The sequence below is a fragment of the Candidatus Photobacterium acropomis genome (genome assembly GCF_030685555.1).
Lineage (GTDB): Bacteria > Pseudomonadota > Gammaproteobacteria > Enterobacterales > Vibrionaceae > Photobacterium > Photobacterium lucens.
On sequence record NZ_CP131609.1, the window covers coordinates 2,768,756 to 2,793,067 of the forward strand.

The following is a 24,312-nucleotide window of genomic DNA, read 5'->3' on the forward strand; positions in this document are numbered from 1 at the left end:
GCATAACTAGCAATATTCAGTTTAACTAGCGCTTTGTTATTCCACTCTATTTGATACAACGACGCTATAGGAACGTGTTATGGATAATCACAACCTGAGTGCCATTATTGCTGGCGCTAGCGGGCTTGTTGGTCATGAACTATTAAACCAACTACTTGATAATAAGGCTTTTTCACATATCTATGCCTTATCACGTCGAGAGCTCCCTTTGCGTAGTAGTAAACTCCAACAAATTATCGATCCTTTATTACGTATTCATCAATGGGAAGATAATGCACCAGCGCCTAAATACGGTTTTATTTGTTTAGGTACCACCAAGAAACGAGCAGGAAGTAAAGCAGGGTTAGCCGCTGTAGATCTGGAACTTGTTAAAGATGTCGCCATAACAATGCGTAATATTGGTGTACAACACATTATTGTGATTTCCAGTTTAGGTGCTTGTGTGCACTCACCTTCGCACTACTTACGCTGCAAGGGAAAAATGGAGCAAGCCATTAATAGCATGGGATTTGATAACTGTATTTTCATCCGTCCAGGTCCATTAAAAGGCGAACGCAGTGAGATCCGCCGTGATGAACAGTTATTACAGCAAGTTTTTGATCTAATTAATCCACTTGTTATTGGCCCACTCAAACACTTTTCTCCGATCCCTGCTGAATGTGTAGCTCGTAGCATGGTAAAAATGGCATTAGCATGTAAAAAACATCGACTTACAGAAAAGACTGTCGTTTCAGGACATCAACTCCGTACAATTTAAAATCAAAGGTGACAAATCCTCCTACTCGCACTAGAATCTCGCCCCTTATATTGTTTTTACCGAGCTGAGCAATCACCACTATGCGAGTAATTTTGGGCCCGATGGAAGGCGTCTTGGATCATTTGATGCGAGAAATGCTAACTGAAATTAATGACTACGATCTCTGTGTCACCGAATTTGTCCGTGTCATTGATAGCCTATTGCCTAACAGTGTGTTCTATCGTTTATGTCCTGAATTACATCAAGGGGGAAAAACTCGCTCGGGAACCCCTGTTCGTGTACAGATCTTAGGTCAAGATCCTGACTGGATGGCTGAAAACGCGCAACGAGCCTGTACGCTTGGCTCTGCTGGTGTTGATATTAACTTCGGTTGTCCGGCAAAAGCTGTCAATAAAAGCCGTGGTGGTGCGGTACTGCTCAAAGAGCCTGAGCGTATTTACCAAATCGTCAAAGCTTGCCGAGAAGCGGTCAATCCAGTTAAGCCATTAACAGCGAAAGTACGTTTAGGTTGGGATGATCCTAGCCAATGTTTTGAAATTGCTGATGCTATTGCCCAAGCGGGTGCTGATGAATTAGTTGTTCATGCACGTACCAAAGAAGATGGTTACCGCGCAGACACCATTAAATGGGATTACATTAAGCAACTAAAACAGCAGGTAAAACTGCCGATTATTGCTAATGGTGAGGTGTGGAATTATCAAGATGGTCAAAGCTGTTTAGCTGCAACCGATACCGATGCATTAATGGTATGTCGTGGTGCATTAAACTTACCTAACTTAGGTAATGTGGTGAAACACAATGCCCCTCATATGACATGGGAAGAAGTGCTAGAACTCTTACTGGTATATTCACAGTACGAAATCAAAGGTGATAAGGGCTTATATTACCCTAACCGCGTCAAACAATGGTTTGCTTACCTACGCCATGAGTATCCACAAGCTAAAGCCCTATTTGCCGATCTACGTGCGCTAAACAAAGCTGCACCGATTATCGATATCTTACAGCAAGCACAGCAAAACTAATTTCCTGAGACAGCTCAGCCCTATGAGCTGTCTTTTTCTATCATAATGGAACTTTTCAACTTTTTATCACTCTAAATGCACGCTCGTATTTCCTATAAGAAAAATCTCACTTATACGCAAATATGAGCCATTATTGTATTGATATAATTCTGTTTACTAAGGATCCACTATGCGCTGGAAAGACTCCCGCCAAAGTACCAATATTGAAGATCGCCGCGGAGAAGGCCCTGCTCAAGCGGGCATGCCAATAGGCGGTTTACTCCGTTTTATCCCATTCTTAATGCGAAGCAAGGTTGGCAGAATTATTCTTGTTGTCGGTGGCTTATTTTTAGCTTATCAACATTTTACTGGCGGCAACATGATGGGACTTCAACAATCGCATACCTCATCATCAACGGCACCACGCAATGATGAAAATAAACAATTTGTTGCAGCTGTGCTTGGTAGTACTGAAAACGTTTGGAATAAGCTATTAGATGGTAAATATCAGCCGCCTAAACTGGTTCTCTACAACAATGTAACGCAAACAGGTTGTGGTACAGGCTCTGCGCAATCAGGTCCATTCTACTGCCCTGCAGATAAGAAAGTGTATTTAGACTTAAGCTTTATGAACGAGCTAAAACAACTCGGTGCGCCTGGTGATTTCGCTTTTGCTTATGTTATTGCACATGAAGTGGGCCACCATGTACAAAACCTACTTGGCACCAGCACTAAAGTTCACCAAATGCAGCAACGTAGCAGCAAGGTTGAAGCAAACCGCTTAAGCGTGAAGCTAGAACTGCAAGCTGACTGCTATGCCGGTGTATGGGGTCACTACGTCAATCAACAAGGTATGCTAGAAGCTGGCGATATTGATGAAGGTATCAAAGCTGCAAGCTCTGTTGGTGATGACCGTCTACAGCAAATGGCAGGCCAAGCGGTACAACCGGATGCCTTTACCCATGGCTCATCAGCACAACGTATTGAGTGGTTTAAAAAAGGTTTTGAAACGGGCGATCCTCGTCAATGTAATACCTTTAGCGCCATGTAATAACAGCGCTAACTAACACGCTAAATAGCCTAATAAGCATACCCGTTTATTAGGCTATTTTTTTATTTCGCCATCTCTCACTTCTTATAAAAATCCCTTTGCACTTATCCGTGTATTTTGTATATATCCCGCCGATTTAGGACACATTCAAAGCAGGTTTCGAGCTTAATAGCACAAGACCTTTTGTTTATCAGTATGGATTTTTATGAACAAACATTTTATTGCAGCAGCACTGTGCTGTTACTCATCACTTAGTTTCGCAGGTTTTGATGTTATTACGCTGGGTGATAAAGGCGGGATCCAAGACGGTAACCTAACCGCATTTATGCTGAAATCAAACACCGATGACAATTACATTACCTTAGATGCGGGTAGCATTATTAATGGACTTATCGCTGCCACTCATAACAATGCGTTTGCTGATATGCCAGTGCCCTCATCAACCCCTTATACTCAAGAAGGCTATATTCTTAATCAGAAAATCAAAGGCTATTTTATTAGCCACGCTCATCTGGATCATATTGCGGGGCTCATCATCTCTTCCCCTGATGATAGCAATAAGCCGATTTATGCCCTGCCATCTGTTCATCAGACCATTAGCCAACATTATTTTAATTGGAAAGCATGGCCTAATTTCACCACCCAAGGTGATGGTTTTAAATTGGGGAAATATGAATTAACCCCATTAAATACCAACCAATGGTTACCGGTAACCAATACAGAGCTAAAAGTAAAAGCCTTTCCATTAAGCCACTCTGGTGCTGAATCAACCGCCTTCTTATTCGAAAATGCGGCAAAAGAAGCCGTGATTTATTTCGGCGATACGGGCCCAGACGCCGTTGAGAAAAGCACAGCACTAAATACCATCTGGCAACAACTCGCCCCTTATATTCAGCAAAAGAAACTCAAAGGGATCTTCATTGAAACATCATTTAGCAATAGCACGCCAGATAAGTCGCTGTTTGGTCATCTAACACCACAATGGTTGCTCACTGAATTAACGACACTGGCAGGTTATGTCGGTGGCGAAGAGCCGCTAAAAGATTTGAATGTCATTGTCACTCATATCAAATACAGCTTAAAGAAAGGCACAGATCCTAAAAAGATCATCGAAAAAGAGTTACGTGAAAATAACAACCTAGGCGTCAACTTTATTTTCACCGAACAAGGCGATAGAACTCAGCTTTAAAGCAACCGTTTTATACTTATGTTACCGTAAAAACAAAAAGGCTCGTTATCAAACGAGCCTTTAAAAACCTTTACAATCAACTACGTAGGGGATGATTCAAAATATGATCTTCCCAGTCGATGACATCAATCTCATAGACCACTTGATCACGTACAGATTCACCTGCTTTGTGCATTGCCTCTTTCGAGCCCGTTAGTAACGGATGCCATTCTGGAAGTGGCTTACCTTCAGCTAATAAACGGTAAGCACAAGTTTCAGGTAACCACACAAACTCATCAATACGTTCACGTGTTAGCTTCAAACATTCTTCGCCAGATTCAAAGCGATTCGCATAGTCTTTACAAGAACAGGTTTTATTATCCAGTAAACTACATGCGACATTGGTGTAATAGATCTCATCTGTATCATCGTCAATAAGCTTATGCAGACAGCACTTACCACAACCATCACAAAGTGATTCCCACTCTTGATCTGTCATTGTTGTTAAGTCTTTTTCTTGCCAAAAATGCGTCATGATACCTACACCAATTTATTATATGCGCCATTGAATTGCGCAAAGTTACAGTTTGCTATTTCATTATAGCGCGACGTTTATAGCGACCCTGACGGTAAACTGCAAATTTAAATTACCTATTAATAGATAAATGGGTAGAAATAAGAGCTATTACTATTTAAAAAGAAATGCGAGAGATGACGTTTTTTGACCTTATCAACAAGGAGTGATAATTTGCGCACCCCATGAAAAATGAAAAGAGAAATAAGTGATGGAATGTCGTCTTGGCTGTGGTGCCTGTTGTATAGCCCCAAGTATCTCATCAAGCATACCTGGCATGCCTAACGGTAAACCTGCGGGGGTTCGTTGCATTCAGCTGAATGAACAAAACCTATGTAAGTTATTCGGCAAACCAGAGCGTCCTGCAGTATGTCATCATTTTAAAGCTTGCCCTGATATTTGTGGTAAAACTAACGAGCAAGCTTTAGCGATCATTACCGAATTAGAGCAACTGACATAACTATCAGCCCTCTTTAAGTTATTACGTTATTCTGTCGTTTTCCCAGTCAGAATACGTAATGCTATTTTGGCGTTTTCTGCCACTTGATGGCCAGAGTGAGTAAGATAACCACCATCAACCTGTGTTACTAGCCCTTTCGCGTACAAACGCTGTGCTGCAGAAACTAATGCAGGGTTAGCATCACTATGTACTTTGATCCCTTCCATATTACTGTGCATTGGGAATTTCACTAAAAGATTCATTTCTTCAACGATATCTGGAGTGTATGGCATAGCTACCTCTTATTCGAATTCATGTAGGCACTCTTATTGGATGGCCTATTTAATATCTTGGTTTAATACTAGCGGTTACTGCTGATAAAACTAGGTGGCGCGATCAAGATCTGACGATCTTTATTTCAGTGAAACGGGATCACGCTCATAAATTCAAAACTCTTTTTGCAGTGGTTGACACTTGTATAAAAAACAAACTAAACATTTGAGAGATATAAAAAAACCGCTCAATGTGAGCGGCTTTGTTATTAAGCTTGAATACCAACAATCAACCATGGTGCATTTGGCGTTTTCAAATCACGCTCTAAATGCCACACATCTGTGATGTCTTCTTCAACACCTTCAACTCGGTCTTTATAGCGACCAGAGAACTTAATACTTAACTGTGCAGTGTTTGCATCGTAATCAGCACGAACCAGTTCAGCATCAACATACATCACTTCAGTATGTTGCTCACCCTCTAGTTTGGCGCGCTCTGCTGCAAGATCAGCAAACAGTGCAGGTGATACATATTCTCTGATTTTTTCTAATTCGTTGTGATTCCATGCGCCTTGAATGATGCGGTAGTGATCACGAGAACCACTTAGGAATGCATTCATATTGAAATTAGGCGGCAAATTAAATGGTACATCGCTATCTGTTGACTCAAAACCACCGTTCTGAGGCTGAGATTGTGTACCTGCTGCTTGACGATATTGTTGTTGAGGTTGTTGTGGCTGCTGCGGAGAGTTACCCGCATAAGACTCACGATGCCCCATTGGTGTGCCTTTATTAGCACGCATTGCTTTAAATAGCTTAAACAATACAAAAGCAATCACACCGATGATCAGAATATCCATAAACTGGATACCTTCGAATGCACCACCAAAGAAAGCGGCAAGTAAACCACCAGCAAGTAAACCACCTAATAGTCCACCCATTAAGCCTTTTTTGCTTGATGCTGCTGTCGGTGAATTTTGCTTACGGATAGTATCGGTTTGTTGTGGCTGTTTTTGTTGTACTGGTGCCGTTTTGTAGCTTTTACCAAACGACTTACCACCACCAAATTTCTTTGCCTCGGCATGTGGAGTAGACAATGCCACCACAAACACCAAAGCAAATACGGTAAAAAAGCGTTTCATCATTGTAGAAGTACCTTATCCATGTCCTGTATGCATCCTAGCTATATGACACAGAATGTCAATTCTAAGTCATTTTGAAATTGTTACTAACCTTTAACATCGAGCGTTTATAATTTCATCATCTATAGATACAGTTAGTAAAAACTATTGTATACTGTTTTTTATTTAACCAGATAATGAAAAACCTCTCTTTATTATGGCACTTTTCGCTAACTAAGAGGTCATTAATAGGTAATCGCTCGTTAAAGCACATACGGTTTTATCGCTTGTGGCCTTAACACAACCAATGGATATTTTTATGCAAGAGAATAACACTCACAGTAAGTTCATCGGCTATCTGCTTTGGATATTCGGTTTTACGGGTGCTCACCGCTTCTATTATGGTAAACCTGTGACAGGAACTATTTGGTTTTTAACACTGGGGGTATTTGGTATCGGTTGGTTGATTGACTTGTTCTTAATTCCATCAATGAACCGTGAATCGGACTTGCGCTTCGCTGCGGGTGATATTGATTATAATATTGCGTGGTTACTCCTTACCTTCCTGGGTGTATTCGGTGTTCACCGCATGTACATGGGGAAATGGATCACCGGTATTCTTTACCTCTGTACGTTCGGCTTCTTCTTAATCGGTATATTGGTCGATTTTTGGACGTTAAATGATCAAGTATCGCTTGAAAACACCAAGAACAAGGCAGCATAACGTTTAATATTGGTGATTTTTGTTGTGACAATATATGATTCCCGGCTTGCCGAGCAGATTAAATTGTCGCAACTTTATTCACAACAACAATACATAACGAATAAGTGCACCTCGGTGAGATTATAATAAGAATATTGAACAATGTTCTATAATAAATGAACGTCAGTTTTTTATAACGAAAAGTAAACACATCTTAAGAGTAATACTCATGGCAAGAAGAAATGACCATACTCGTGAAGAGTTGGTGAATATGACACTGGAGCAAGTAAAAAACTTTCTCAATGAGCACCCTCATCACGAGTTAAGTTTACGTAAAGTCGCTGCAATGATCGGCTATGTACCAAGCACACTTGTTAATGTTTTTGGTAACTACAATTTACTATTGCTACACGCTGTTGCTCAAACGCTAGATGAATTATCTCAAGAAGCACAAGCTTGCTTAGCGGATGCACAAAGCCCTGAACAAGCCCTACGAAACCTCGCTTACTGTTACCTTGATTTTGCTATTGCCCATCCCTACCGCTGGCAATTAATCTTCCAACACACCATGAATGGTGAAGATCTACCTGAATGGCAATCTGATCGTATTAATAATATGACTGGCATGCTAGAAACGTTGATCGGTCAGGTAAGTAGCAACATCAATGAAAATGAAGTACTGGAAACAAGCCGTGTTATTTGGGCTGGTGTTCACGGTATTACCTTGCTTACTGTAGATGATAAGTTATTCACCTCAACTCCTGTTGATGGCAAAGCACTTATCGATAATCTTCTAGATACTTATCTCAATAAGTGGAAACAGTAAAAGAGACTCATAGATGACCACAAAGCCCCAATCGAGCCTTCTTACCAAACGGCGATTTCTTCCGTATTTTTTAACTCAGGCGCTTGGGGCATTTAATGATAATGTTTACAAGAACATATTATTAATCCTGATTGCCTATGCTTCTATAGATAGCCTGCCATTAAGTGCAAATTTGCTGATTAATATTGCTGCAGGCTTATTTATTCTGCCTTTCTTTTTATTCTCAGCTTCTGCCGGCATCCTTGCCGATCAATACGATAAAGCCGCAATTATGCGGATAGTAAAATTTGCAGAAGTGATCATTATGGGATTAGCGGCTGTCGCTTTTTATTTTCAAAGCTACACCCTACTGCTATTTCTCTTGTTTTTAATGGGCACGCAATCAGCATTTTTCGGCCCAGCCAAATATGCTTTACTACCCCAACACTTAAAAACAGAAGAGTTAGTCTCTGGTAACGCATTAGTCGAAACGGGTACTTTCTTAGCTATCTTATTAGGGACGCTATTAGCAGGCTTTATTGCTGATAGTCCAAACGCACATGTTATTGCAGCAATTTCAGTAGTGGCCTTTGCCATACTGGGCTATCTCACCTCATTAGCCATTCCAAGTGCGCCACCCACAGTCAAAAGAACCCAATTTAAATGGCAACCAATTAAGCAAACGCGCTCAACGATGGCGATTGCCCGTCAAGATAAAACCATCTTCCAATGTATTCTGGGTATTAGCTGGTTCTGGTTTCTAGGTGCTTGTTACTTAACACAGTTTCCTAACTACGCAAAAATCAGCCTTGGCGGTAATGCAGCGTCAGTGTCTTTTTTACTCATGCTGTTTTCAATCGGTATCGCGATCGGCTCTATGTGCTGTGATAAGTTATCGCAACATCGCATTGATCCCGGTATCGTGCCTATTGGTAGTTTAGGTATCACCCTATTTGGTGCAGGTTTATACTTCATGACACCAGATCACATTGTTACCACCTCAAGCCTTAGCGCATTTATTTCTGCGCCTAGTCTATGGCCTGTTTTTGTTTCTCTACTGCTATTAGGTATTGCAGGCGGTATATTTATCGTGCCACTTTACGCCCTGATGCAGCAACGAGCAGAAGAAAACGTACGCGCACAGATCATTGCTGCAAACAATATTTGGAATGCGGTATTTATGGTCGCCAGTGCAATCTCAGCGATTGTCTTTCTCTCAGTACTAAAGCTCTCTATCCCTGAGTTTTTTCTTATCTTAGCTACCGTTAATGCCTTAGTTGTTATTTACATTTACTTCCAAGCCCCAGACTTTTTTTGGCGATTTGTCGTCTGGATCGTAACGCACACTATGTACCGCGTTAAAAAACAAAACTTTGCTAATATTCCAGAACAAGGTGGCGTGTTAATTGTCAGTAATCATGTAAGCTATATGGATGCACTACTGCTAGCTGGCGCTTGCCCTCGCCCTATCCGCTTTTTAATGGATCGCCAAATTTACAATCTGCCTGTAATCAATACATTCTGCAAAGCATGTAAAGCTATCCCTGTTGAGGCAAGCGATCGTAGCTCTGTCCGTACTGCTTTTTCACAAGTTTCAACCTATCTAGATAATGGTGATATTGTTTGTGTTTTCCCTGAAGGAAAACTCACATTTGATGGTGAAATTGCTCCTTTTATGCGAGGTATCGATTTGATCATCAAACGCTCTGACGTCACGGTCATACCTGTAGCATTACAAGGATTGTGGGGCAGTTATTTCAGCCGAGAAGGTGGCACGGCATTATTAAAATGGCCTAAGCGATTTTGGTCTAAAGTGACAATTAATGCTGGTGAGTCGATGAGTTCTAAAGAAGCTAACAGCCAGCTTTTGTATGAATATGTCAGCCGCTTACGTGGTGAACACCGATAGTCTTATCTACCAAAAGAAAGGCGAAGCATGATGCTTCGCCTTTTTCTTTACTGCTTAGCTAACCACTCCGCCAATTTCGTTCGTGATACCTTAATACCACGATAAATATCAGCATCAGGCAAAGCTAAATACCTAACTGGACGCTTATACGGTGCAACGGTTTCTGCCATGTATGTCATTACGTGATCAACAAACATCGCATCAAATGGGCAAGATGTTTGAACAATCGCCACTGGGCGTTGACCAAAATCATAATCATCAACGGGTAAAACAAAAGCTTGCTCTATATCTGGCAATTGAAGTAACACTGCTTCAATATCTTCAGGCTGGATATTTTCACCACCCGAGATGAACATATTATCAGCACGGCCCCTAATGAATAATTCATCATCATGCCATTCACCGATGTCATTAGTTGCGAACCACTCACCATCATGTTCGTGGTTATCTAAAATGGAGAAAATAGTATGATTACGGTAGTAGCCTAAACATAAGCTCTTACCGCGCACTAATATCTCCCCCTCACGCAAAAACAGTTCACGGTTAGGTAATACGTTTCCAACACCTTGGCTCTCATCTGCTTGCTTAACCGAAATGGTCGATGCCATTTCAGTCATGCCATAGCCACACCAACAATCAATGCCAGCGCTACGGGCTTTATCCGTCAGACTGACCGGAATATGAGCTCCACCTAATAACACTTGCTTTAAAGCTATAGGTTGCTGAGTAGGCGCTTGATCCAATAAACGTTGTAGCTGTGTCGGCACAAGTGATGCATGAGTTACCCAGCTAAGTGCCTGTTGCTGTAGGGCTTTCTCTACAATCACTAAGCAAGCACCACGATAAAGCCAACGCCATAAAATAGCGAGTCCAGAGATATGAAATAAAGGCAAAGACAATAACCAACTGTCTTCAGCATTAAATGTCATCTTGCTTAATAAACCAGATGCACTCGCTAAATGAGATTCAGGGCTATGCACTACCGCTTTCGGTGAACCTGTCGAACCCGACGTTAGCGTTAATGTCACTGGGCGATGTTCTTGCCATGTCACAGGCACCATACGAGAGACTTCTGACTGGCGCAACGTGATTATTTGCCCTGTTAGTTGCTCGGTAGCGATATCACGATCCGACCAAAGATAGTGATTGTCTAACATGGCTAACTGCTGCTGAATTTCAGCAAAAGACAGTTTCGGATTTAACCCGACATAACGAGCACCAACACGAATAATAGCGAGGATCAGCCACACTACTTCAATGGTGTTATCAGCGATCACCGCAACCAACTGATCTCGCTTAACGCCTTGCTCTACTAATCCTTGTGCGAACTCATCTACCTGTGTAGAGACTTCAGCCCAAGTATAAGTTTGTGCTCCCTTGGTTTGATCACCAAGAGAGATCGCGACATCTGACGGACGCTCCGCAGCCCAACGCTGCCAAGGCCATGTCAGGAAATCATGCTTTATTTCTGCCATACCACTTCAAGTTCTGATAAAGATGTCATAGGAAGTTCAGTTTCAGGCCAAGGCGTAATAAGCTGTGCTTTGAAAAGCTGCATCGTATCTAAACCAGGAGTCACATTAGGTGTTTGCCATTGTGCTATGCGTGCTAGCTGGTTTAAGCCGAAGCTTGATTCTAGGCTTGAACTGATCACAGCGGTTAGTCCTGCTGCATAAGCCTGTTTAACAAGCTCAATACAACGGGTCAAACTGCCAGTTAATGTAGGTTTAATAATGATAGCGACAACACCAGGTTGCGCTTTAACTTCAAATCCAGGCTCACGTACTGTTTCATCCCAAGCAATATTAATACCTGTCTGCTCGGCAAAACTGAGGCTATCTTCAGGGGTTGTACATGGCTCTTCTAAAAATGCGATACCTTGACGATGTTCAGGTTTCACATACTTGGCAAATTGCTGTGCTTTAATCGGTGTCCATTTACGATTAGCATCTAAACGCAATTGAATATCAGGAATTGCTTCAATAAACATATTAGCCACAATACCATCGCGTACCGCTTCGTACATGCCAACTTTAATTTTAGCCACTTTGTCGCCGTCAGTTTGATTTAAACGCACAATCAAATCATCAGGATCACCGGAACATAGCGGTGCTACCGCATAATTAGCCGCTTGTGGTAATTCACCTTCAAGTTCTGCTAATGCACAGCTCATACCAAAGGCTACAGATGGGAAAGCCGTCTCTAAATCTAAAACTTGCTCTTGCTGCCATAACGCCAATAGTTGCTCGGCTTGCGCTTGGGCTTGCTCTAACGTTTCATGGCTAAATTCAGGTAGTGGTGCAATTTCCCCTAAGCCAACACGCTTACCTTGTTTAAGCTCAACAATCAAGCCTTGGCGTGTCACCAAACGTTGATCACGTAAGATAACGCCAGAATCCATTGGTAATTGATATTGATATAACTTAACACTGCGCATTATTGATAACCTTTCATTGATGCCAGAGCATAAAAAACACGCTAGATTCCAGTCTAGCGAAAGAATAAATCACTTTAATTACAGAGGTTCGTTAACACTTTTGGATAAAAGCAGATAAAGCGGAGATAAAAGCCTGCGGCTGTTCAACATGAATATTGTGTCCAGCATCGGGGATCACTTCAACGCTTAGCTCTGATTGCGCGGCGATCTGACGAAACTTTGTATCATGTTCACCACAAACATAACGAACGGGTAATGTTAAAGTTTGTAATGATGTAAGTAATAGTGGTTGCTTAGACAATGAGGTTGCTAACAACATATTGGCGACACCTGCTCCAAGGTTATCACTTCGTTTTAGCACTAAGCTTTGTCTTTGGTCATGATCCAGTGATGAAAACACCGCTTGTTGATACCAATCATTCAGCACGATAGAAAGAGGTCCACTGGAAAAGCGTTCAGCCCATGCTTGATCATTTACAAAGCGTGCTTCACGTTCAGAAGCCGGCAAACCAAAATGCCCGCCTTCTAAAAAGAGCCCCTTTAATTCTGGCTTTGAAAACGCACTATCATCAGGCTTATCATTGGTTAATTGCGATGCAAGATACATTGCTAATCGCGCCCCTAATGAATAGCCGACTAAGATAAATTGCTTAATACCTCGATGAGCAAGCGTATCTAAAATAGCATGATAGCTTTGCTCAAAACCAATATCAGAAGATGCCTGCGGCATCGTCACCGACGCACTTAATCCATGCCCCGGTAGATCGATAGTAATACAGGTATAACGGTAAGCTAATGCCGAGGTAATATTGCGCCAATCACGCCCAGAACCCAACAGCCCATGAAGGAAAACGATCACAGGCTGAGTGTTATCTAATTGATGACCAAAGGTTTCAGAGTAAAGACGCACGTTTAACCTCAGCAAAGATGGTTTTTAGCATATTTCCTGCTTCACCTGCTGGTGTTTGAACTTCAATTAACATCGTTTGATTTAACTGCTGCGCTTTTATGACCGCTTCTTTAGCATCAGCTAAGGTTGTAGGACAAACATAACCTAACTCAAACATTGCTGCGGCATGAGCAAACGTAATGCCATGGGGCATTCGGTAGAAATCGTCTTTTTGCTGCTCAGGGACTGGCAACATATCAAAGATGCCGCCGCCATCATTATTCGTCACAATCACAACCATCGGCTGTACGGTTTGCTTTAGTAACGCTAGCGAATTGAGATCGTATAAAAACGAGGTATCACCAACGAGCATAACCATAGGTACTTGACGAGCACGTTGTACCCCAGCAGCGGTGGCAATTAAGCCGTCGATGCCAGATGCGCCTCGATTGGTAAATACCGCTGTCGTTGGTAATTGACCAAACATATCAATCAAACGCACGATCATGCTGTTACCAAGAAAAAGTTCGGTATCAGGTAACAACCAGTGCGCTAATGATGCGGCTAAGGATGCTTCAGATAAAGAATCACAGTACGGCGCAACAAGATCACGGTAGTTTTTTGCAGCAGGGATAAGTGCTGATGCCCAACCATTTTGCTCTCTCGCTGAATCCAGTGATAACGCAGCATGACTCCACTGACCAACATTGGCTTGAATACGTAATCCAGAATGATGATGTGGATCTAAACGCCCTTGTTGCGGATCTATCAGCCAATAATCTTGCCAAGCGTGCGCACCAATAAATTGCAATAAACGCTTTGAGACAATGCGCGCACCAAACTGCAATAACACTTCAGCTTGGGATAACAGTGCTGAACACGACTCATTTTGCAGCCAACCGTCAAAACCGGCCAACTCACTCGAACCACCAGCTTGTGGATCAACCAATAGCGGCCAACCTAACTGAGCCGCTAATGCTTCAACATGTGTAAGCTCAGTCGGTAATAATTTACCTGCAACAATAACGCCTTTTTTCGTACATAAACGCCGCCAATCAGCATGATTGATAACAGCATCATGGCTCACGGCTTGTTGATGTTGACAATAAGGCTTATCGCTCTGTTGCCAATGCTGTACTGGCGTCAAGTAGGTCGTGAAATCCACCGCATCGCCATATAAAGGCTCAGGATAATGACAATTAAAGTGCACCGCACCGCCATGTAATTGCTGCTGATGCATCATCTCGTCAACAACACCTAATAACCAGCTTGGTGTGATATCAAGAGTTGGTGTCGGAATATCATAAAATGCAGTCACATGGTGAGAAAAAATACCATGCTGTACAATGGCTTGGTTAGCACCACAAGCTAAAAGTTCAGCTGGTCTATCAGAGGTCAGTAGCACTAACTTTTCTTTCGTTAGGCCAGATTCAGCGACAGCAGGTAGTAAATTGGCGACCGCTGTCCCTGATGTCACGATCACAGCGACGGGGGATTGAGAAGCTTTCGCTAATCCTAATGCTAAAAAGCCTAAACCACGCTCATCAAAATGAGTATGAATGGTTAACTTTGGTTGCTTTGCTGCCGCTAATGTTAACGGTGTAGAGCGAGAGCCTGGGGCAATACAAACATGCTTAACACCTTGACATACGAGCTCTTCTAACATGAGTTCAGCCCAGCAGCTATTTAACGCAGCACGATAAGCTGTACTATTCGATAACGCTAATTTCATGATGCGCTTTTACACTCCATTTCAACGGCTAGCGGCTCTGTTTGCTCAAATAAACTGCATAAGGTTGATGTTTTACGATCCAGCTCTTTCCATTCACTTTCGGCAATGGAGCCCGGCACAATACCAGCACCAGCAAATAAATGAACTTCACCTTCAATGATTAAAGCACTGCGGATCGCCACACAGAACTCACTATGATGTTGACCAATATAACCTACCGCACCACTGTACCAGCCACGAGAAAAGGGTTCATTTTCAGCAATAAAGTGCAATGCAGGATCGCGAGGTAAACCCGCAATCGCCGCCGTTGGTTGTAAATTATCTAATAAGTCGGCACTGAAAATGCCATCATTTAACTCTGCATCAATACTGCGTTTTAAATGCTGCACTTTACGTAACTGCACTAATTCAGGGCTTTGTGCAACGTTCATTGATTGGCTACAAGGCACTAAGCGGTTAACAATATCATCAACCACTAAGCGGTTTTCATAGCGATTTTTATTATCCGATAAAAGCCATTGTGCTAATCGTTGATCTTCTACTTCATCATGGCCTCGTCCAATCGTCCCCGCTAAGGCTTCAGTTTGGAGTGTATGCTCATGACGTTGAAAAAGGCGTTCTGGAGTTGAGCCAATAAAGCCATGTTTATCATCTAACGCCATTAAAAAATGAAAGCTATTGCTGTTGTTGGCACAGCTTGCTTTTAACAGTTGGGCTGGTGAGACGGGCTTATCAAGCTGTAATTGCGTACGTCGGGCTAATACCACTTTTTCAAATGCTTTATTTTCAATCGCCTCTAACGCACGAGTGATCATATTCGACCAACCTGAAAAATCAGGCGTGAAGCTACGACTTAAAATCGTACTTTTAATACCGCTAATTAATGACGTATCAAACTTTAATTGCTTGAGTGCCATTAACATACGATCGCGATCTTCACCGACATTAATAGCAAGGTGCCATTGATGATCAATGCGGCTCAGTTCTAATAGCGGCAAAAAGAAAAAAGAAGAAAGACAACGACGATTACGCTCCGTTCTTCCATCAAAAGAACGCCCACCCCAAATACGCTGATCATCAGTAATAACTTTTTCAGCAGCTTTTGGATCAGTAAATGTTTTAATTTGCCCTAACGCCACAACCTCTTCACGGCAATTGCGTGATTGCCAATAGAATTTAGGATACAAATCTTGTGTATCCATCCAATCAATGAGATCAATATTTTTAGATAGGTCTAATTTAACCAATAGACGCTGGGTTGTAGCAGATGCCTGCTCTAATTTAGCAATTAATAATTCAACGGCTTGTTGTAACGCAGTCAAGATAACCTCGCTCAGCTCTATTACACCAATACGGCTCATCCCTGGCTGAAAGATAGATATGTCACTCTCTTAGACATATTTTCTTTACTAAGAATAGTCACTTGCACCTCTCTATGGAGGTAATAACCGCTGATTCTCTTAGTAAAGAAGAATGATGTGACATTCTACCTCACTAAAAAGCTTCTGACTAATGAAGTAACGCAATTGTATTATCCAACTTGCCAGCAGAAACCTCTGTTCAATATTATTAATTCTAGTTAAACAGCCCAGTTTCATTCTGATCAAATAAAACAAAACACTCTTTTACATAATTATCTTCTGAAAGGTGTTCCTATCGCCCTCTTTTATAGTGTAATTTGTGGTTATACCAAATAATCATCAGGAAAATCTCTTATGCAAAAATTCGGGATGTCATCCAAGCTTAATAATGTTTGCTATGACATACGCGGTCCCGTTCTGAAACACGCTAAGCGCATGGAAGAAGAAGGGCAAAAAATTCTAAAACTAAATATTGGCAACCCGGCCCCATTTGGTTTTGACGCCCCTGATGAAATTCTGGTGGATGTGATCCGTAATCTGCCAACCTCTCAAGGTTACTGTGACTCAAAAGGTATTTATTCTGCACGTAAAGCCGTAGTGCAACACTACCAAAAGCGTGGTTTGCGTGATCTTGATGTTGAAGATGTCTACATCGGTAACGGTGTTTCTGAATTAATCGTTATGGCAATGCAAGCGTTGCTAAACCATAAAGATGAAATTTTAGTACCATCACCGGATTACCCATTATGGACAGCAGCGGTATCGCTATCAGGTGGTACACCCGTTCACTACACCTGTGATGAACAAGCTGACTGGTACCCAGATCTGGATGACATTAAACAAAAAATCACACCGAATACCCGTGGTATTGTGTTAATCAACCCGAATAACCCAACGGGTGCTGTTTATAGTCGTGATTTCCTATTAGAAGTGGTAGAGATTGCTCGTCAGCACGATCTGATCATTTTTGCCGACGAAATCTACGATAAGATTTTATACGATGGTGCTCAACATACATCTATTGCGCCATTGGCGGATGATGTTGTCTGTGTAACATTTAACGGTCTTTCTAAATCATACCGAGTCTGTGGTTTCCGCGCAGGTTGGATGGTGATCTCTGGCCCTCGTCACCGCGCGAAAGGTTACATCGAAGGTTTAGAAATGCTGTCATCCATGCGTTTGTGTGCCAACGTACCAATGCAACATGCAATCCAAACTGCATTAGGTGGCTACCAAAGTATCAATGAATTGATCTTACCGGGTGGACGTTTATTAGAGCAACGTAATAAAGCGTATGATTTATTAACTCAGATCCCTGGCGTATCATGTGTAAAGCCAAAAGGCGCACTGTATCTATTCCCGAAATTAGATCAGAAGAAATTTAATATTCAAGATGATCAGAAGATGGCGATGGACTTCTTACTACAAGAGAAAGTGTTAGTCGTCCATGGTACCGGCTTTAACTGGAAACAACCGGATCACTTCCGTATTGTTACTCTGCCTCACGTCGATGATCTTGAACTGGCAATGGGTCGCCTAGAGCGATTCCTTCATAGCTATCGTCAGTAACACTGCACAACATTCTCAAGCCTCGGTAATCCGGGGCTTTTTGTTAACTAAAAGCTGTCACACCTTCCCTTACATCTGTTACTTTATACTCATAATTTCTATGCAAGCTGTTCGTTAATAGCTCAGCAACCTTAGCAAAGAGAACTGTTCATCATGGAAAAAAGTCATTTCTTCGCCCACCTTGCCCGTATGCGTTTAATTCAACGCTGGCCTTTAATGCGTAGTGTCGAAACAGAAAATATTTCAGAGCATAGTCTTCAAGTTGCCTTTGTTGCTCACGCCCTCGCTTTAATTAAAAACCGTAAGTTCGGTGGCAATCTCAATCCAGAACGTATCGCTCTACAAGGGATGTTTCACGATGTCAGTGAAGTGATCACTGGCGATATGCCAACCCCAATCAAGTACTACAACCCTGCAATTGCTGAAGAATATAAAAAGATTGAATTAGCCGCAGAGCAAAAGCTGATCTCAATGCTACCCGCGGAATTTCAAGACGATTACGCATCACTATTAGATAGTCATAAAATTGATGCAGAAGCGGCTGCGATTGTAAAACAGGCAGATACCTTATGTGCTTATATTAAATGCCTAGAAGAGCTCAGCGCAGGCAATCACGAGTTTACTCGAGCCAAAAAACGTTTAGAAGAAACACTAGAGCAACGCAAAACCCCGGAAATGGAATATTTCCTCGATACCTTTGCCGATAGCTTTAATCTGACATTGGATGATATTAGTTAATGACAGAATTTAAGATTGACCCACAATGGCAAGATCGTCACTACGACGAAAAAAAAATGCGTCGAGATGATCATCGCTCACCTTATCAACGAGACAGAGCCCGTATTCTTCACTCAGCGGCATTTCGTCGCCTACAAGCCAAGACCCAAGTTCATGGTGCGGGTAATCATGACTTTTACCGCACTCGCCTGACGCATTCATTGGAAGCATCGCAAATCGGTACAGGGATCGTCGCTCAGCTTAAGTTAAAACAGCCAGAGTTTCGTGAGCTATTACCGTCAACGAGCTTAATGGAGAGCCTTTGTTTAGCTCATGATATCGGCCATCCACCTTTTGGTCATGGTGGTGAAGTCGCCCTTAATTACATGATGCGTAATAACGGCGGCTTTGAAGGCAATGCACAAACATTTCGTATTGTGACGTTATTAGAACCCTACACCGAAGGCTATGGGATGAACCTAGCAAGGCGCACATTGCTAGGATTATTAAAATATCCAGCCTTACTGAGCCAAACCGCACCATTAGAAAGAGCACCAGATGTTGCTAACTTCCGCCATTTAAAAGCAAAAGATTGGTATCCAGCCAAAGGCTTATACGATGATGACAAAGCTGTATTTGACTGGGTATTAGCGCCATTATCCGATAAAGATAAAGCCTTATTTGCCCAAATGCGCTGTGAACGACAGTCTCCAATGCAGCCATGTAAAACCCGGTTTAAATCTTTAGATTGTTCGATCATGGAGCTTGCCGATGATATTGCTTACGGTGTTCATGACTTAGAAGATGCTATCGTGATGGGCATCGTTAATCGTGATGAATGGCAAGAAGCTGTGGCTTCTAAAATTGCTGAATGTGGCGATCCTTGGTTAGAAGAGCGCATTGGTGAGATCAGTGAATTAATGTTTGGTAGCCACCATCAGCGTAAAGATGCGATAGGTGCGTTAGTAAACGGGTTACTGACATCTATCACTATTAGCCCAACCATTCAAAATGGTACGGATTTTTTTGATGAGCCATTACTGCAATGGAACGCTTTCTTATCTGAACCAATGGAAAAAGCATTAGAAGTATTGAAACAATTTGTCAGTATCTATGTAGTGAAAAAGCCTGAAATTCAGCTATCTGAATACAAAGGACAGCAGCTGATCATGGAATTGTTTGAAGCCTTCTCATCTGATCCAGAGCGATTACTACCTGAAGGTACGCGTCAACGTTGGCTTGAAGTACAAGAAAATGGCGGTAATGAACTGAGGATCATCGCTGATTATATTTCAGGTATGACAGACGGTTTTGCCCAACGCTTGTACAGCACCTTGTTCCAGCCGACGTCTGTGACAGGGATCAGCAATGACGGTTACGGGTTTTAAGCTATCAAAAAGGGAGCTATATGCTCCCTTTCTCTTACTAATTTAATTTCTTACTCGTTACTCTGATAGTTTTGCTCAAAAACCCCAGACGGCATCTGCGCAATTTGAAAGTTAATCATCGCCTCAAATGTATCAAGCAATGGCTGAAGATCAGTTTGCTCAGATTCCAATACAGAAAGCGCAAGAAAACCGGCTTCTACCGTTGAGACTCCCTGCTCTTTCGGTGATTTACGGATCCGATAATTACCGATTTCAACATTATCTAAACTCACTAACGGCAAATGATGTAAGTTAGTTGATAATTGCCACATCTTATAAGCTTTCTTCCATGTACCATCAAGCAGAATAATCACTTTTTTACGCTCATTTGCTGACTTTTTGGCAACCTCAGACAAGGCGATTGAACCCTCTCCAGGATAAACGACATAAATATCATGATCTGTTTGAACCAACGCTTGATTAAACTCATCATGTTGTGAAAAATCTTCTCCTACCCAAAGTCGGCTATTTGGCAGAGATAGTGATAAGATCCTTGCCGTACCAATGGCCCGCTTTACCTCTGACGGATGTTGTAAAATCCACAGCTCAGTTTGGGTTTCAATGGTTTTAATCCAGTGACAAATACACGCTTTATTCGCTTTACCACAGTTATCACAATACCGACTCATTGAGGTTGCCTTGTCCATTCGAAATTACATTGTTATCGCATTATTGATTGGCGTGATAGCACAATTACCATCACTCCAGCCATTACTTGTCTGGGATCGACAAGCCATTATAAATGGTGAATTATGGCGGATCCTAACAGGAAATATCACCCATACCAATTGGGTGCACCTTGCTATGAATGCAGCAGTCTTTGTGATCATCAGTTTTATTTTTCGCATCCACTATCACGCTAAAGGCTATAGCTTACTGATCTTCATTATATCTGTCGTTATAGGGCTTGGCCTCTTTGCTACCAGCATTACCTGGTATGCGGGCTTCTCTGGTGTATTACACGGCATTTTTGCTTGGGGCTGTATTCGAGATATTCAATCCAAAACCAAAGGTGGATGGCTATTATTAGTTGGATTAATAATTAAGATTGGTTGGGAGCAATACTTCGGCGGCTCAATAAGCTCTGAAGAGTTAATCGGTGTTCGTGTTGCCACAGAAGCTCATTTGATTGGTGCAATCACAGGGATCATCAGCGCACTTATCCTAAAACCAAAATGGCTATAAATTAACGGGAGCGCATCAGCTCCCGTCATTAATACCACTACAACTCAATAATCTTGCGGTTTTTCTCAACCGTTGCTTTACCGATCCCTTTCACTTTAACTAAATCATCCGCACTCGCAAACTTACCGTTAGCACTACGATAATCAACAATCGCTTGTGCTTTCTCTGCGCCTATACCATCTAATAAGATATCAAGCTGCTCAACATTCGCTTCATTGATATTCACAGTTTTAACGATCCCTTCATGCGTCTTTTCATCAGCATGACTTAGCGGTACCAAGGCTAACCCACTTGCTAAGGCGATAACTTTAAATAAACGGTATGAGTGCATTCTTTCTATCCCTAATTGATATATTGGAATCAAAAGAATAAGCAGAAATTGACGAATAAGAAGCGATTTTATGAAAGGAGTCACTAGAAAAACGACGGGCCGCACAATGGCGGCCCGTTAAGAGAAATATTAATTTCAATTATTGTGCTGGCTTGTCCAACATTGGGTAAGTCACTTTTGCAGACTCACGTAACGTTTCAAGCGTTGCAGCTAGATCTTGCTGAGCAAACATATTCTCAACTTGAGTTGCAAACTGGCTATTCACTTCATCAGCTGAAGGTTTAACGTTTACCACTTTATCTAGTGCAATGATTTCAACATTACCATTGTTGTCACGTGCCATACCGTAAGAAGCTTTACCGTCTTTAGGCTTAGGCAATGTGAACGCAACACGTGCAACATTTGCATCAGGGCCAGAACGCGTTACTGTTTGATCGCCTGAGAAGCTTAGGCCATCTTTAGCTACAACGTCTGATTTACCTTCACGTAAAGCTGCAATAATAGAGTCCGCTTTTTCAGTCGCTTGTTTCTCACCTTTTTGCTGTGCTAGCAATGTTTTCACTTTCGCTTCAACATCAGCAAATGGTAGAACCGCTTCTTCACGAGAATCATCAACACGAACAACGACTACATGCTCAGGTGCAATCTCAATCACATCAGAGTTCATACCATCATCGTGAACTTCAGGGCTTTGTAGCGCTTCCTGAACTTTCTGATCTGCTAGTACGCCTTTCTCATCTTGTAGAGAGATAAAGCCAGTTGTTACCACTTTAGCTTTTACCGCTTCTGCTGCTGCATCTAGAGAGTCTGGAGATTCAAATGCCGTTTCAGCAAGTTTGCTTTGCAGCTTGTAGAATTGTTCTGCAACTTGCTGCTCTTGAAGCTCTGCAATAATGCTTGCTTTCACTTCAGCAAATGGCTTCACTTTAGGCTCTTCGATGCCATCTAGCAAAATGATGTGGTAACCAAATGAAGATTTCACAAGACCAGACATATCACCCGGCTTAGCTAATGAGAACGCAGCTTCTTCAAATGCTGGATCCATTACGCCTTTACCGAACCAATCTAGCTTACCGCCATCTTTTGCACTGAACGTATCATCAGATGATTTCTTCGCAACATCAGCAAAGTTCGCACCGCCTTTTAGCTCAGCTAATAACGCTTCCGCTTTGGCTTTAGATGCATCGCTGTCGCCTTTCACAAGGATGTGGCTTACTTGACGCTTCTCAGCTGTGCTGTACTTGCTCTTGTGTTCGTTATAGTAAGTTTCAGCTTCTTGATCAGTGATCTTAATGTTGTTAACTAAATCTTTACCCGATAACTCAATGTAAGAGACTTTCACTTGCGCAGGACGAGTAAACTGATTTTTATTTTCGTCGTAGTAAGCTTTCGCTTCTTCGTCAGTTACCGTCACTTTGTTAGTGAAATCAGCAAGGTTTAGTTTAAGTGTACGTACTACACGCTCTTGAGATTCAAGCTTACGTAGTTCATCAACTTCATTGTTAAGTGCAAAATCACTGCTTTGTAGTGCACTTAAGAATTGTTGACGAAGCATATCTTTACGGATTGATTCCGCAAATTGCTCTGGAGAAATACCAGCACGACGTAGCGTTAGATTGTATTGCTCGTTATTGAATACGCCATCAACTTGGAAAGCAGGCATTTCAATGATTGCTTGCTTAACTTGTGCATCACTTACACCAAGACCTAACTCAGTCGCGCGTTGCTCAATCAGTTCATCGTTAACCATACGATCCAGTACGCTTTTACGGAACTGCTGAACGTACTCAGGGTTACCCATTAACGTTGAGAAGTAATCACCTAAACGCTGCTGCATTTGGTTACGTTGATTCTGATAAGCCTGCTCAAATTCACGCTGGCTGATCTCTTTGTCATTCACTTTTGCAGCAACTTGCTCATTACCGCTCGCCAGATAACTGCCGACACCAGCAAATACAAAAGATAAAATAATTAAGCTAAGAATAATCTTAACCCAGATGCTGTTAGCGCCTTCGCGCAATCGCTCCATCATAATTTGCCGTCTCTCCTACTGTTCGATCTGGCACGGTTTCGAACTAGATATCAAATGTGTGCACTAAATATCGGTATCAACACGATAGCCGAACCATAACAATCATTATTAATTCGTTATTAACTAATTACTAAATAATTTATTTAAAATCAGCATCTAAACTATAGATAACTGAGACACAATAAACCATAAAACAGCTAGTTTGATAACTTGATACCGATTTGATTAATGAAATGCATTTTGCGCTATTGCTACCACAAACACCACAGATCGTTATTCAAATTGACACCATCATAAGTAAAAAAAGCGCATCCACCGATGCGCCTTTGTTGAACTGGAATCAGTATACCCTTTCCAGTAGCAATATTTAAGCCATGTAACATGACAAAACAGTTGGTAAAGACCAACTATTTCTTAGTTAACAGAGTCTTTTAGCGCTTTACCAGGTTTGAAACCAGGTACTTTTGCCGCAGCAATTTGGATTTCAGCGCCAGTCTGTGGGTTACGGCCTGTACGAGCGGCACGTTCACGTACAGAGAAAGTACCAAAACCAACCAATGCAACTTGATCACCGTCTTTCAATGTTTCAGAAACAGCTTCGATGAATGCATCTAATGCACGGCCTGCAGATGCCTTAGAGATGTCTGCACTTTCTGCGATTTTATCAACTAGTTGAGTTTTGTTCACGATTAAATCCCCTTAATGAACTTTACCTACCCGTAACTCGTCACTGAGACGTTGTGAATAGTAGGCAATTAATTGTTTCTAGACCTGATAATAGATATTCAAACTTAACCAGATCTTAATAATACATCGCTTAGCGCGGATTCGA

Annotated in this window: 24 protein-coding genes; 12 read left to right on the forward strand and 12 right to left on the reverse strand. The window is 41.9% G+C overall.

Translation table 11 applies throughout. The annotated features are described in order from the left end of the window. The first annotated feature begins 79 nt into the window (after window positions 1-79). From Q7657_RS19450 to Q7657_RS19465, 4 genes are all read left to right on the forward strand, one after another. Window positions 80-757, forward strand: a complete 678-nt coding sequence (locus Q7657_RS19450; RefSeq protein WP_107165451.1) for an NAD(P)H-binding protein — start codon at window positions 80-82, stop codon at window positions 755-757. Window positions 758-837: 80 nt separating this feature from the next. Continuing rightward, complete coding sequence (gene dusC, locus Q7657_RS19455) at window positions 838-1,779, forward strand: tRNA dihydrouridine(16) synthase DusC (protein WP_107165452.1); 942 nt, start codon at window positions 838-840, stop codon at window positions 1,777-1,779. Window positions 1,780-1,948: 169 nt separating this feature from the next. Continuing rightward, window positions 1,949-2,809, forward strand: coding sequence for a KPN_02809 family neutral zinc metallopeptidase (ypfJ, locus tag Q7657_RS19460; RefSeq protein WP_107165453.1), 861 nt, complete (start codon window positions 1,949-1,951; stop codon window positions 2,807-2,809). A 205-nt stretch (window positions 2,810-3,014) separates the two neighbouring features. Then, window positions 3,015-3,998 (forward strand): MBL fold metallo-hydrolase, encoded by a 984-nt coding sequence (locus tag Q7657_RS19465; RefSeq protein WP_107165454.1) that lies wholly within the window; start codon window positions 3,015-3,017, stop codon window positions 3,996-3,998. A gap of 76 nt (window positions 3,999-4,074) precedes the next feature. Here Q7657_RS19465 and Q7657_RS19470 read toward each other — a convergent pair whose 3' ends face one another. Continuing rightward, entirely contained in the window at window positions 4,075-4,512 is a 438-nt protein-coding gene (locus Q7657_RS19470) for a YcgN family cysteine cluster protein (protein ID WP_107165455.1), read from the reverse strand. Window positions 4,513-4,762: 250 nt separating this feature from the next. Here Q7657_RS19470 and Q7657_RS19475 point away from each other — a divergent pair, with 250 nt between their 5' ends. After that, the gene (locus tag Q7657_RS19475; protein ID WP_053987057.1) at window positions 4,763-5,011 is read left to right on the forward strand and encodes a YkgJ family cysteine cluster protein; all 249 of its coding nucleotides are present in this window, start codon (window positions 4,763-4,765) and stop codon (window positions 5,009-5,011) included. Window positions 5,012-5,037: 26 nt separating this feature from the next. Here the strand turns inward: Q7657_RS19475 and Q7657_RS19480 are convergent, their stop codons facing one another. Together Q7657_RS19480 and Q7657_RS19485 are read right to left on the reverse strand one after the other, a co-directional pair. After that, entirely contained in the window at window positions 5,038-5,283 is a 246-nt protein-coding gene (locus tag Q7657_RS19480; RefSeq protein WP_023931511.1) for a TIGR02647 family protein, read from the reverse strand. 248 nt (window positions 5,284-5,531) lie between these two features. Beyond that, window positions 5,532-6,404 carry a Tim44 domain-containing protein gene (locus Q7657_RS19485; protein ID WP_053987179.1) on the reverse strand — a complete coding sequence of 291 codons (873 nt, stop codon included), beginning with the start codon at window positions 6,402-6,404 and terminating at the stop codon, window positions 5,532-5,534. A gap of 298 nt (window positions 6,405-6,702) precedes the next feature. On the opposite strand from Q7657_RS19485, the gene Q7657_RS19490 reads away from it, so the two are divergent. From Q7657_RS19490 to Q7657_RS19500, 3 genes are all read left to right on the forward strand, one after another. Further along, window positions 6,703-7,107, forward strand: coding sequence for an NINE protein (locus tag Q7657_RS19490; protein ID WP_107165456.1), 405 nt, complete (start codon window positions 6,703-6,705; stop codon window positions 7,105-7,107). A 208-nt stretch (window positions 7,108-7,315) separates the two neighbouring features. After that, window positions 7,316-7,912: a TetR/AcrR family transcriptional regulator gene (locus Q7657_RS19495; RefSeq protein WP_053987059.1), complete on the forward strand. Its 597-nt coding sequence runs from the start codon at window positions 7,316-7,318 to the stop codon at window positions 7,910-7,912. A gap of 13 nt (window positions 7,913-7,925) precedes the next feature. After that, a complete protein-coding gene (locus tag Q7657_RS19500; protein ID WP_107165457.1) occupies window positions 7,926-9,800 on the forward strand; it encodes an MFS transporter in 1,875 nt (624 codons plus the stop codon). Between the two features lie 47 nt (window positions 9,801-9,847). Here the strand turns inward: Q7657_RS19500 and menE are convergent, their stop codons facing one another. From menE to Q7657_RS19525, 5 genes are all read right to left on the reverse strand, one after another. After that, entirely contained in the window at window positions 9,848-11,275 is a 1,428-nt protein-coding gene (gene menE / locus Q7657_RS19505) for an o-succinylbenzoate--CoA ligase (RefSeq protein WP_107165458.1), read from the reverse strand. Continuing rightward, window positions 11,263-12,237 carry an o-succinylbenzoate synthase gene (gene menC / locus Q7657_RS19510; RefSeq protein WP_107165459.1) on the reverse strand — a complete coding sequence of 325 codons (975 nt, stop codon included), beginning with the start codon at window positions 12,235-12,237 and terminating at the stop codon, window positions 11,263-11,265. The genes menE and menC overlap by 13 nt, the downstream gene beginning before the upstream one ends. A gap of 91 nt (window positions 12,238-12,328) precedes the next feature. Next, window positions 12,329-13,147: a 2-succinyl-6-hydroxy-2,4-cyclohexadiene-1-carboxylate synthase gene (menH, locus tag Q7657_RS19515; RefSeq protein WP_107165460.1), complete on the reverse strand. Its 819-nt coding sequence runs from the start codon at window positions 13,145-13,147 to the stop codon at window positions 12,329-12,331. Next, the gene (gene menD, locus Q7657_RS19520) at window positions 13,131-14,858 is read right to left on the reverse strand and encodes a 2-succinyl-5-enolpyruvyl-6-hydroxy-3-cyclohexene-1-carboxylic-acid synthase (protein ID WP_107165461.1); all 1,728 of its coding nucleotides are present in this window, start codon (window positions 14,856-14,858) and stop codon (window positions 13,131-13,133) included. The genes menH and menD overlap by 17 nt, the downstream gene beginning before the upstream one ends. Then, window positions 14,855-16,219 carry an isochorismate synthase gene (locus Q7657_RS19525; RefSeq protein ID WP_107165462.1) on the reverse strand — a complete coding sequence of 455 codons (1,365 nt, stop codon included), beginning with the start codon at window positions 16,217-16,219 and terminating at the stop codon, window positions 14,855-14,857. The genes menD and Q7657_RS19525 overlap by 4 nt, the downstream gene beginning before the upstream one ends. Before the next feature lie 354 nt (window positions 16,220-16,573). Here Q7657_RS19525 and Q7657_RS19530 point away from each other — a divergent pair, with 354 nt between their 5' ends. The 3 genes from Q7657_RS19530 to Q7657_RS19540 all read left to right on the forward strand — a co-directional run bounded on the left by Q7657_RS19530 (window position 16,574) and on the right by Q7657_RS19540 (window position 19,893). Next, complete coding sequence (locus tag Q7657_RS19530) at window positions 16,574-17,788, forward strand: pyridoxal phosphate-dependent aminotransferase (protein WP_053987065.1); 1,215 nt, start codon at window positions 16,574-16,576, stop codon at window positions 17,786-17,788. Window positions 17,789-17,941: 153 nt separating this feature from the next. Further along, window positions 17,942-18,526: a 5'-deoxynucleotidase gene (gene yfbR, locus Q7657_RS19535; RefSeq protein WP_053987066.1), complete on the forward strand. Its 585-nt coding sequence runs from the start codon at window positions 17,942-17,944 to the stop codon at window positions 18,524-18,526. Further along, window positions 18,526-19,893, forward strand: a complete 1,368-nt coding sequence (locus Q7657_RS19540; protein ID WP_107165463.1) for an anti-phage deoxyguanosine triphosphatase — start codon at window positions 18,526-18,528, stop codon at window positions 19,891-19,893. Before yfbR ends, Q7657_RS19540 begins: the two co-directional genes overlap by 1 nt. Before the next feature lie 50 nt (window positions 19,894-19,943). Here Q7657_RS19540 and Q7657_RS19545 read toward each other — a convergent pair whose 3' ends face one another. After that, entirely contained in the window at window positions 19,944-20,561 is a 618-nt protein-coding gene (locus Q7657_RS19545; protein ID WP_107165464.1) for a tRNA-uridine aminocarboxypropyltransferase, read from the reverse strand. Window positions 20,562-20,571: 10 nt separating this feature from the next. Between Q7657_RS19545 and rrtA the strand changes: the two genes are divergently transcribed. Then, entirely contained in the window at window positions 20,572-21,117 is a 546-nt protein-coding gene (gene rrtA / locus Q7657_RS19550; protein ID WP_258178227.1) for a rhombosortase, read from the forward strand. A gap of 37 nt (window positions 21,118-21,154) precedes the next feature. Here rrtA and Q7657_RS19555 read toward each other — a convergent pair whose 3' ends face one another. The 3 genes from Q7657_RS19555 to hupB all read right to left on the reverse strand — a co-directional run bounded on the left by Q7657_RS19555 (window position 21,155) and on the right by hupB (window position 24,167). Further along, on the reverse strand, window positions 21,155-21,448 hold the full coding sequence (locus tag Q7657_RS19555) for a ComEA family DNA-binding protein (protein ID WP_053987069.1): 294 nt from the start codon (window positions 21,446-21,448) through the stop codon (window positions 21,155-21,157). Window positions 21,449-21,587: 139 nt separating this feature from the next. Beyond that, the gene (gene ppiD, locus Q7657_RS19560; RefSeq protein ID WP_107165465.1) at window positions 21,588-23,480 is read right to left on the reverse strand and encodes a peptidylprolyl isomerase; all 1,893 of its coding nucleotides are present in this window, start codon (window positions 23,478-23,480) and stop codon (window positions 21,588-21,590) included. Between the two features lie 414 nt (window positions 23,481-23,894). After that, on the reverse strand, window positions 23,895-24,167 hold the full coding sequence (gene hupB / locus Q7657_RS19565) for a nucleoid-associated protein HU-beta (protein WP_008987659.1): 273 nt from the start codon (window positions 24,165-24,167) through the stop codon (window positions 23,895-23,897). Window positions 24,168-24,312: the final 145 nt, after the last annotated feature.

What these genes read in the sequence shown, in the direction of transcription:
- Q7657_RS19480 (WP_023931511.1), bottom strand. Translation starts at nt 5,283, where the DNA reads ATGCCATACACTCCAGATATCGTTGAAGAAATGAATCTTTTAGTGAAA.
- Q7657_RS19465 (WP_107165454.1), top strand. Translation starts at nt 3,015, where the DNA reads ATGAACAAACATTTTATTGCAGCAGCACTGTGCTGTTACTCATCACTT.
- yfbR (WP_053987066.1), top strand. Translation starts at nt 17,942, where the DNA reads ATGGAAAAAAGTCATTTCTTCGCCCACCTTGCCCGTATGCGTTTAATT.
- Q7657_RS19495 (WP_053987059.1), top strand. Translation starts at nt 7,316, where the DNA reads ATGGCAAGAAGAAATGACCATACTCGTGAAGAGTTGGTGAATATGACA.
- Q7657_RS19485 (WP_053987179.1), bottom strand. Translation starts at nt 6,404, where the DNA reads ATGAAACGCTTTTTTACCGTATTTGCTTTGGTGTTTGTGGTGGCATTG.
- Q7657_RS19450 (WP_107165451.1), top strand. Translation starts at nt 80, where the DNA reads ATGGATAATCACAACCTGAGTGCCATTATTGCTGGCGCTAGCGGGCTT.
- Q7657_RS19500 (WP_107165457.1), top strand. Translation starts at nt 7,926, where the DNA reads ATGACCACAAAGCCCCAATCGAGCCTTCTTACCAAACGGCGATTTCTT.
- menE (WP_107165458.1), bottom strand. Translation starts at nt 11,275, where the DNA reads ATGGCAGAAATAAAGCATGATTTCCTGACATGGCCTTGGCAGCGTTGG.
- ppiD (WP_107165465.1), bottom strand. Translation starts at nt 23,480, where the DNA reads ATGATGGAGCGATTGCGCGAAGGCGCTAACAGCATCTGGGTTAAGATT.
- Q7657_RS19540 (WP_107165463.1), top strand. Translation starts at nt 18,526, where the DNA reads ATGACAGAATTTAAGATTGACCCACAATGGCAAGATCGTCACTACGAC.
- Q7657_RS19530 (WP_053987065.1), top strand. Translation starts at nt 16,574, where the DNA reads ATGCAAAAATTCGGGATGTCATCCAAGCTTAATAATGTTTGCTATGAC.
- Q7657_RS19555 (WP_053987069.1), bottom strand. Translation starts at nt 21,448, where the DNA reads ATGCACTCATACCGTTTATTTAAAGTTATCGCCTTAGCAAGTGGGTTA.
- Q7657_RS19490 (WP_107165456.1), top strand. Translation starts at nt 6,703, where the DNA reads ATGCAAGAGAATAACACTCACAGTAAGTTCATCGGCTATCTGCTTTGG.
- Q7657_RS19525 (WP_107165462.1), bottom strand. Translation starts at nt 16,219, where the DNA reads ATGAGCCGTATTGGTGTAATAGAGCTGAGCGAGGTTATCTTGACTGCG.
- Q7657_RS19475 (WP_053987057.1), top strand. Translation starts at nt 4,763, where the DNA reads ATGGAATGTCGTCTTGGCTGTGGTGCCTGTTGTATAGCCCCAAGTATC.
- dusC (WP_107165452.1), top strand. Translation starts at nt 838, where the DNA reads ATGCGAGTAATTTTGGGCCCGATGGAAGGCGTCTTGGATCATTTGATG.
- menD (WP_107165461.1), bottom strand. Translation starts at nt 14,858, where the DNA reads ATGAAATTAGCGTTATCGAATAGTACAGCTTATCGTGCTGCGTTAAAT.
- menC (WP_107165459.1), bottom strand. Translation starts at nt 12,237, where the DNA reads ATGCGCAGTGTTAAGTTATATCAATATCAATTACCAATGGATTCTGGC.
- Q7657_RS19545 (WP_107165464.1), bottom strand. Translation starts at nt 20,561, where the DNA reads ATGAGTCGGTATTGTGATAACTGTGGTAAAGCGAATAAAGCGTGTATT.
- ypfJ (WP_107165453.1), top strand. Translation starts at nt 1,949, where the DNA reads ATGCGCTGGAAAGACTCCCGCCAAAGTACCAATATTGAAGATCGCCGC.
- Q7657_RS19470 (WP_107165455.1), bottom strand. Translation starts at nt 4,512, where the DNA reads ATGACGCATTTTTGGCAAGAAAAAGACTTAACAACAATGACAGATCAA.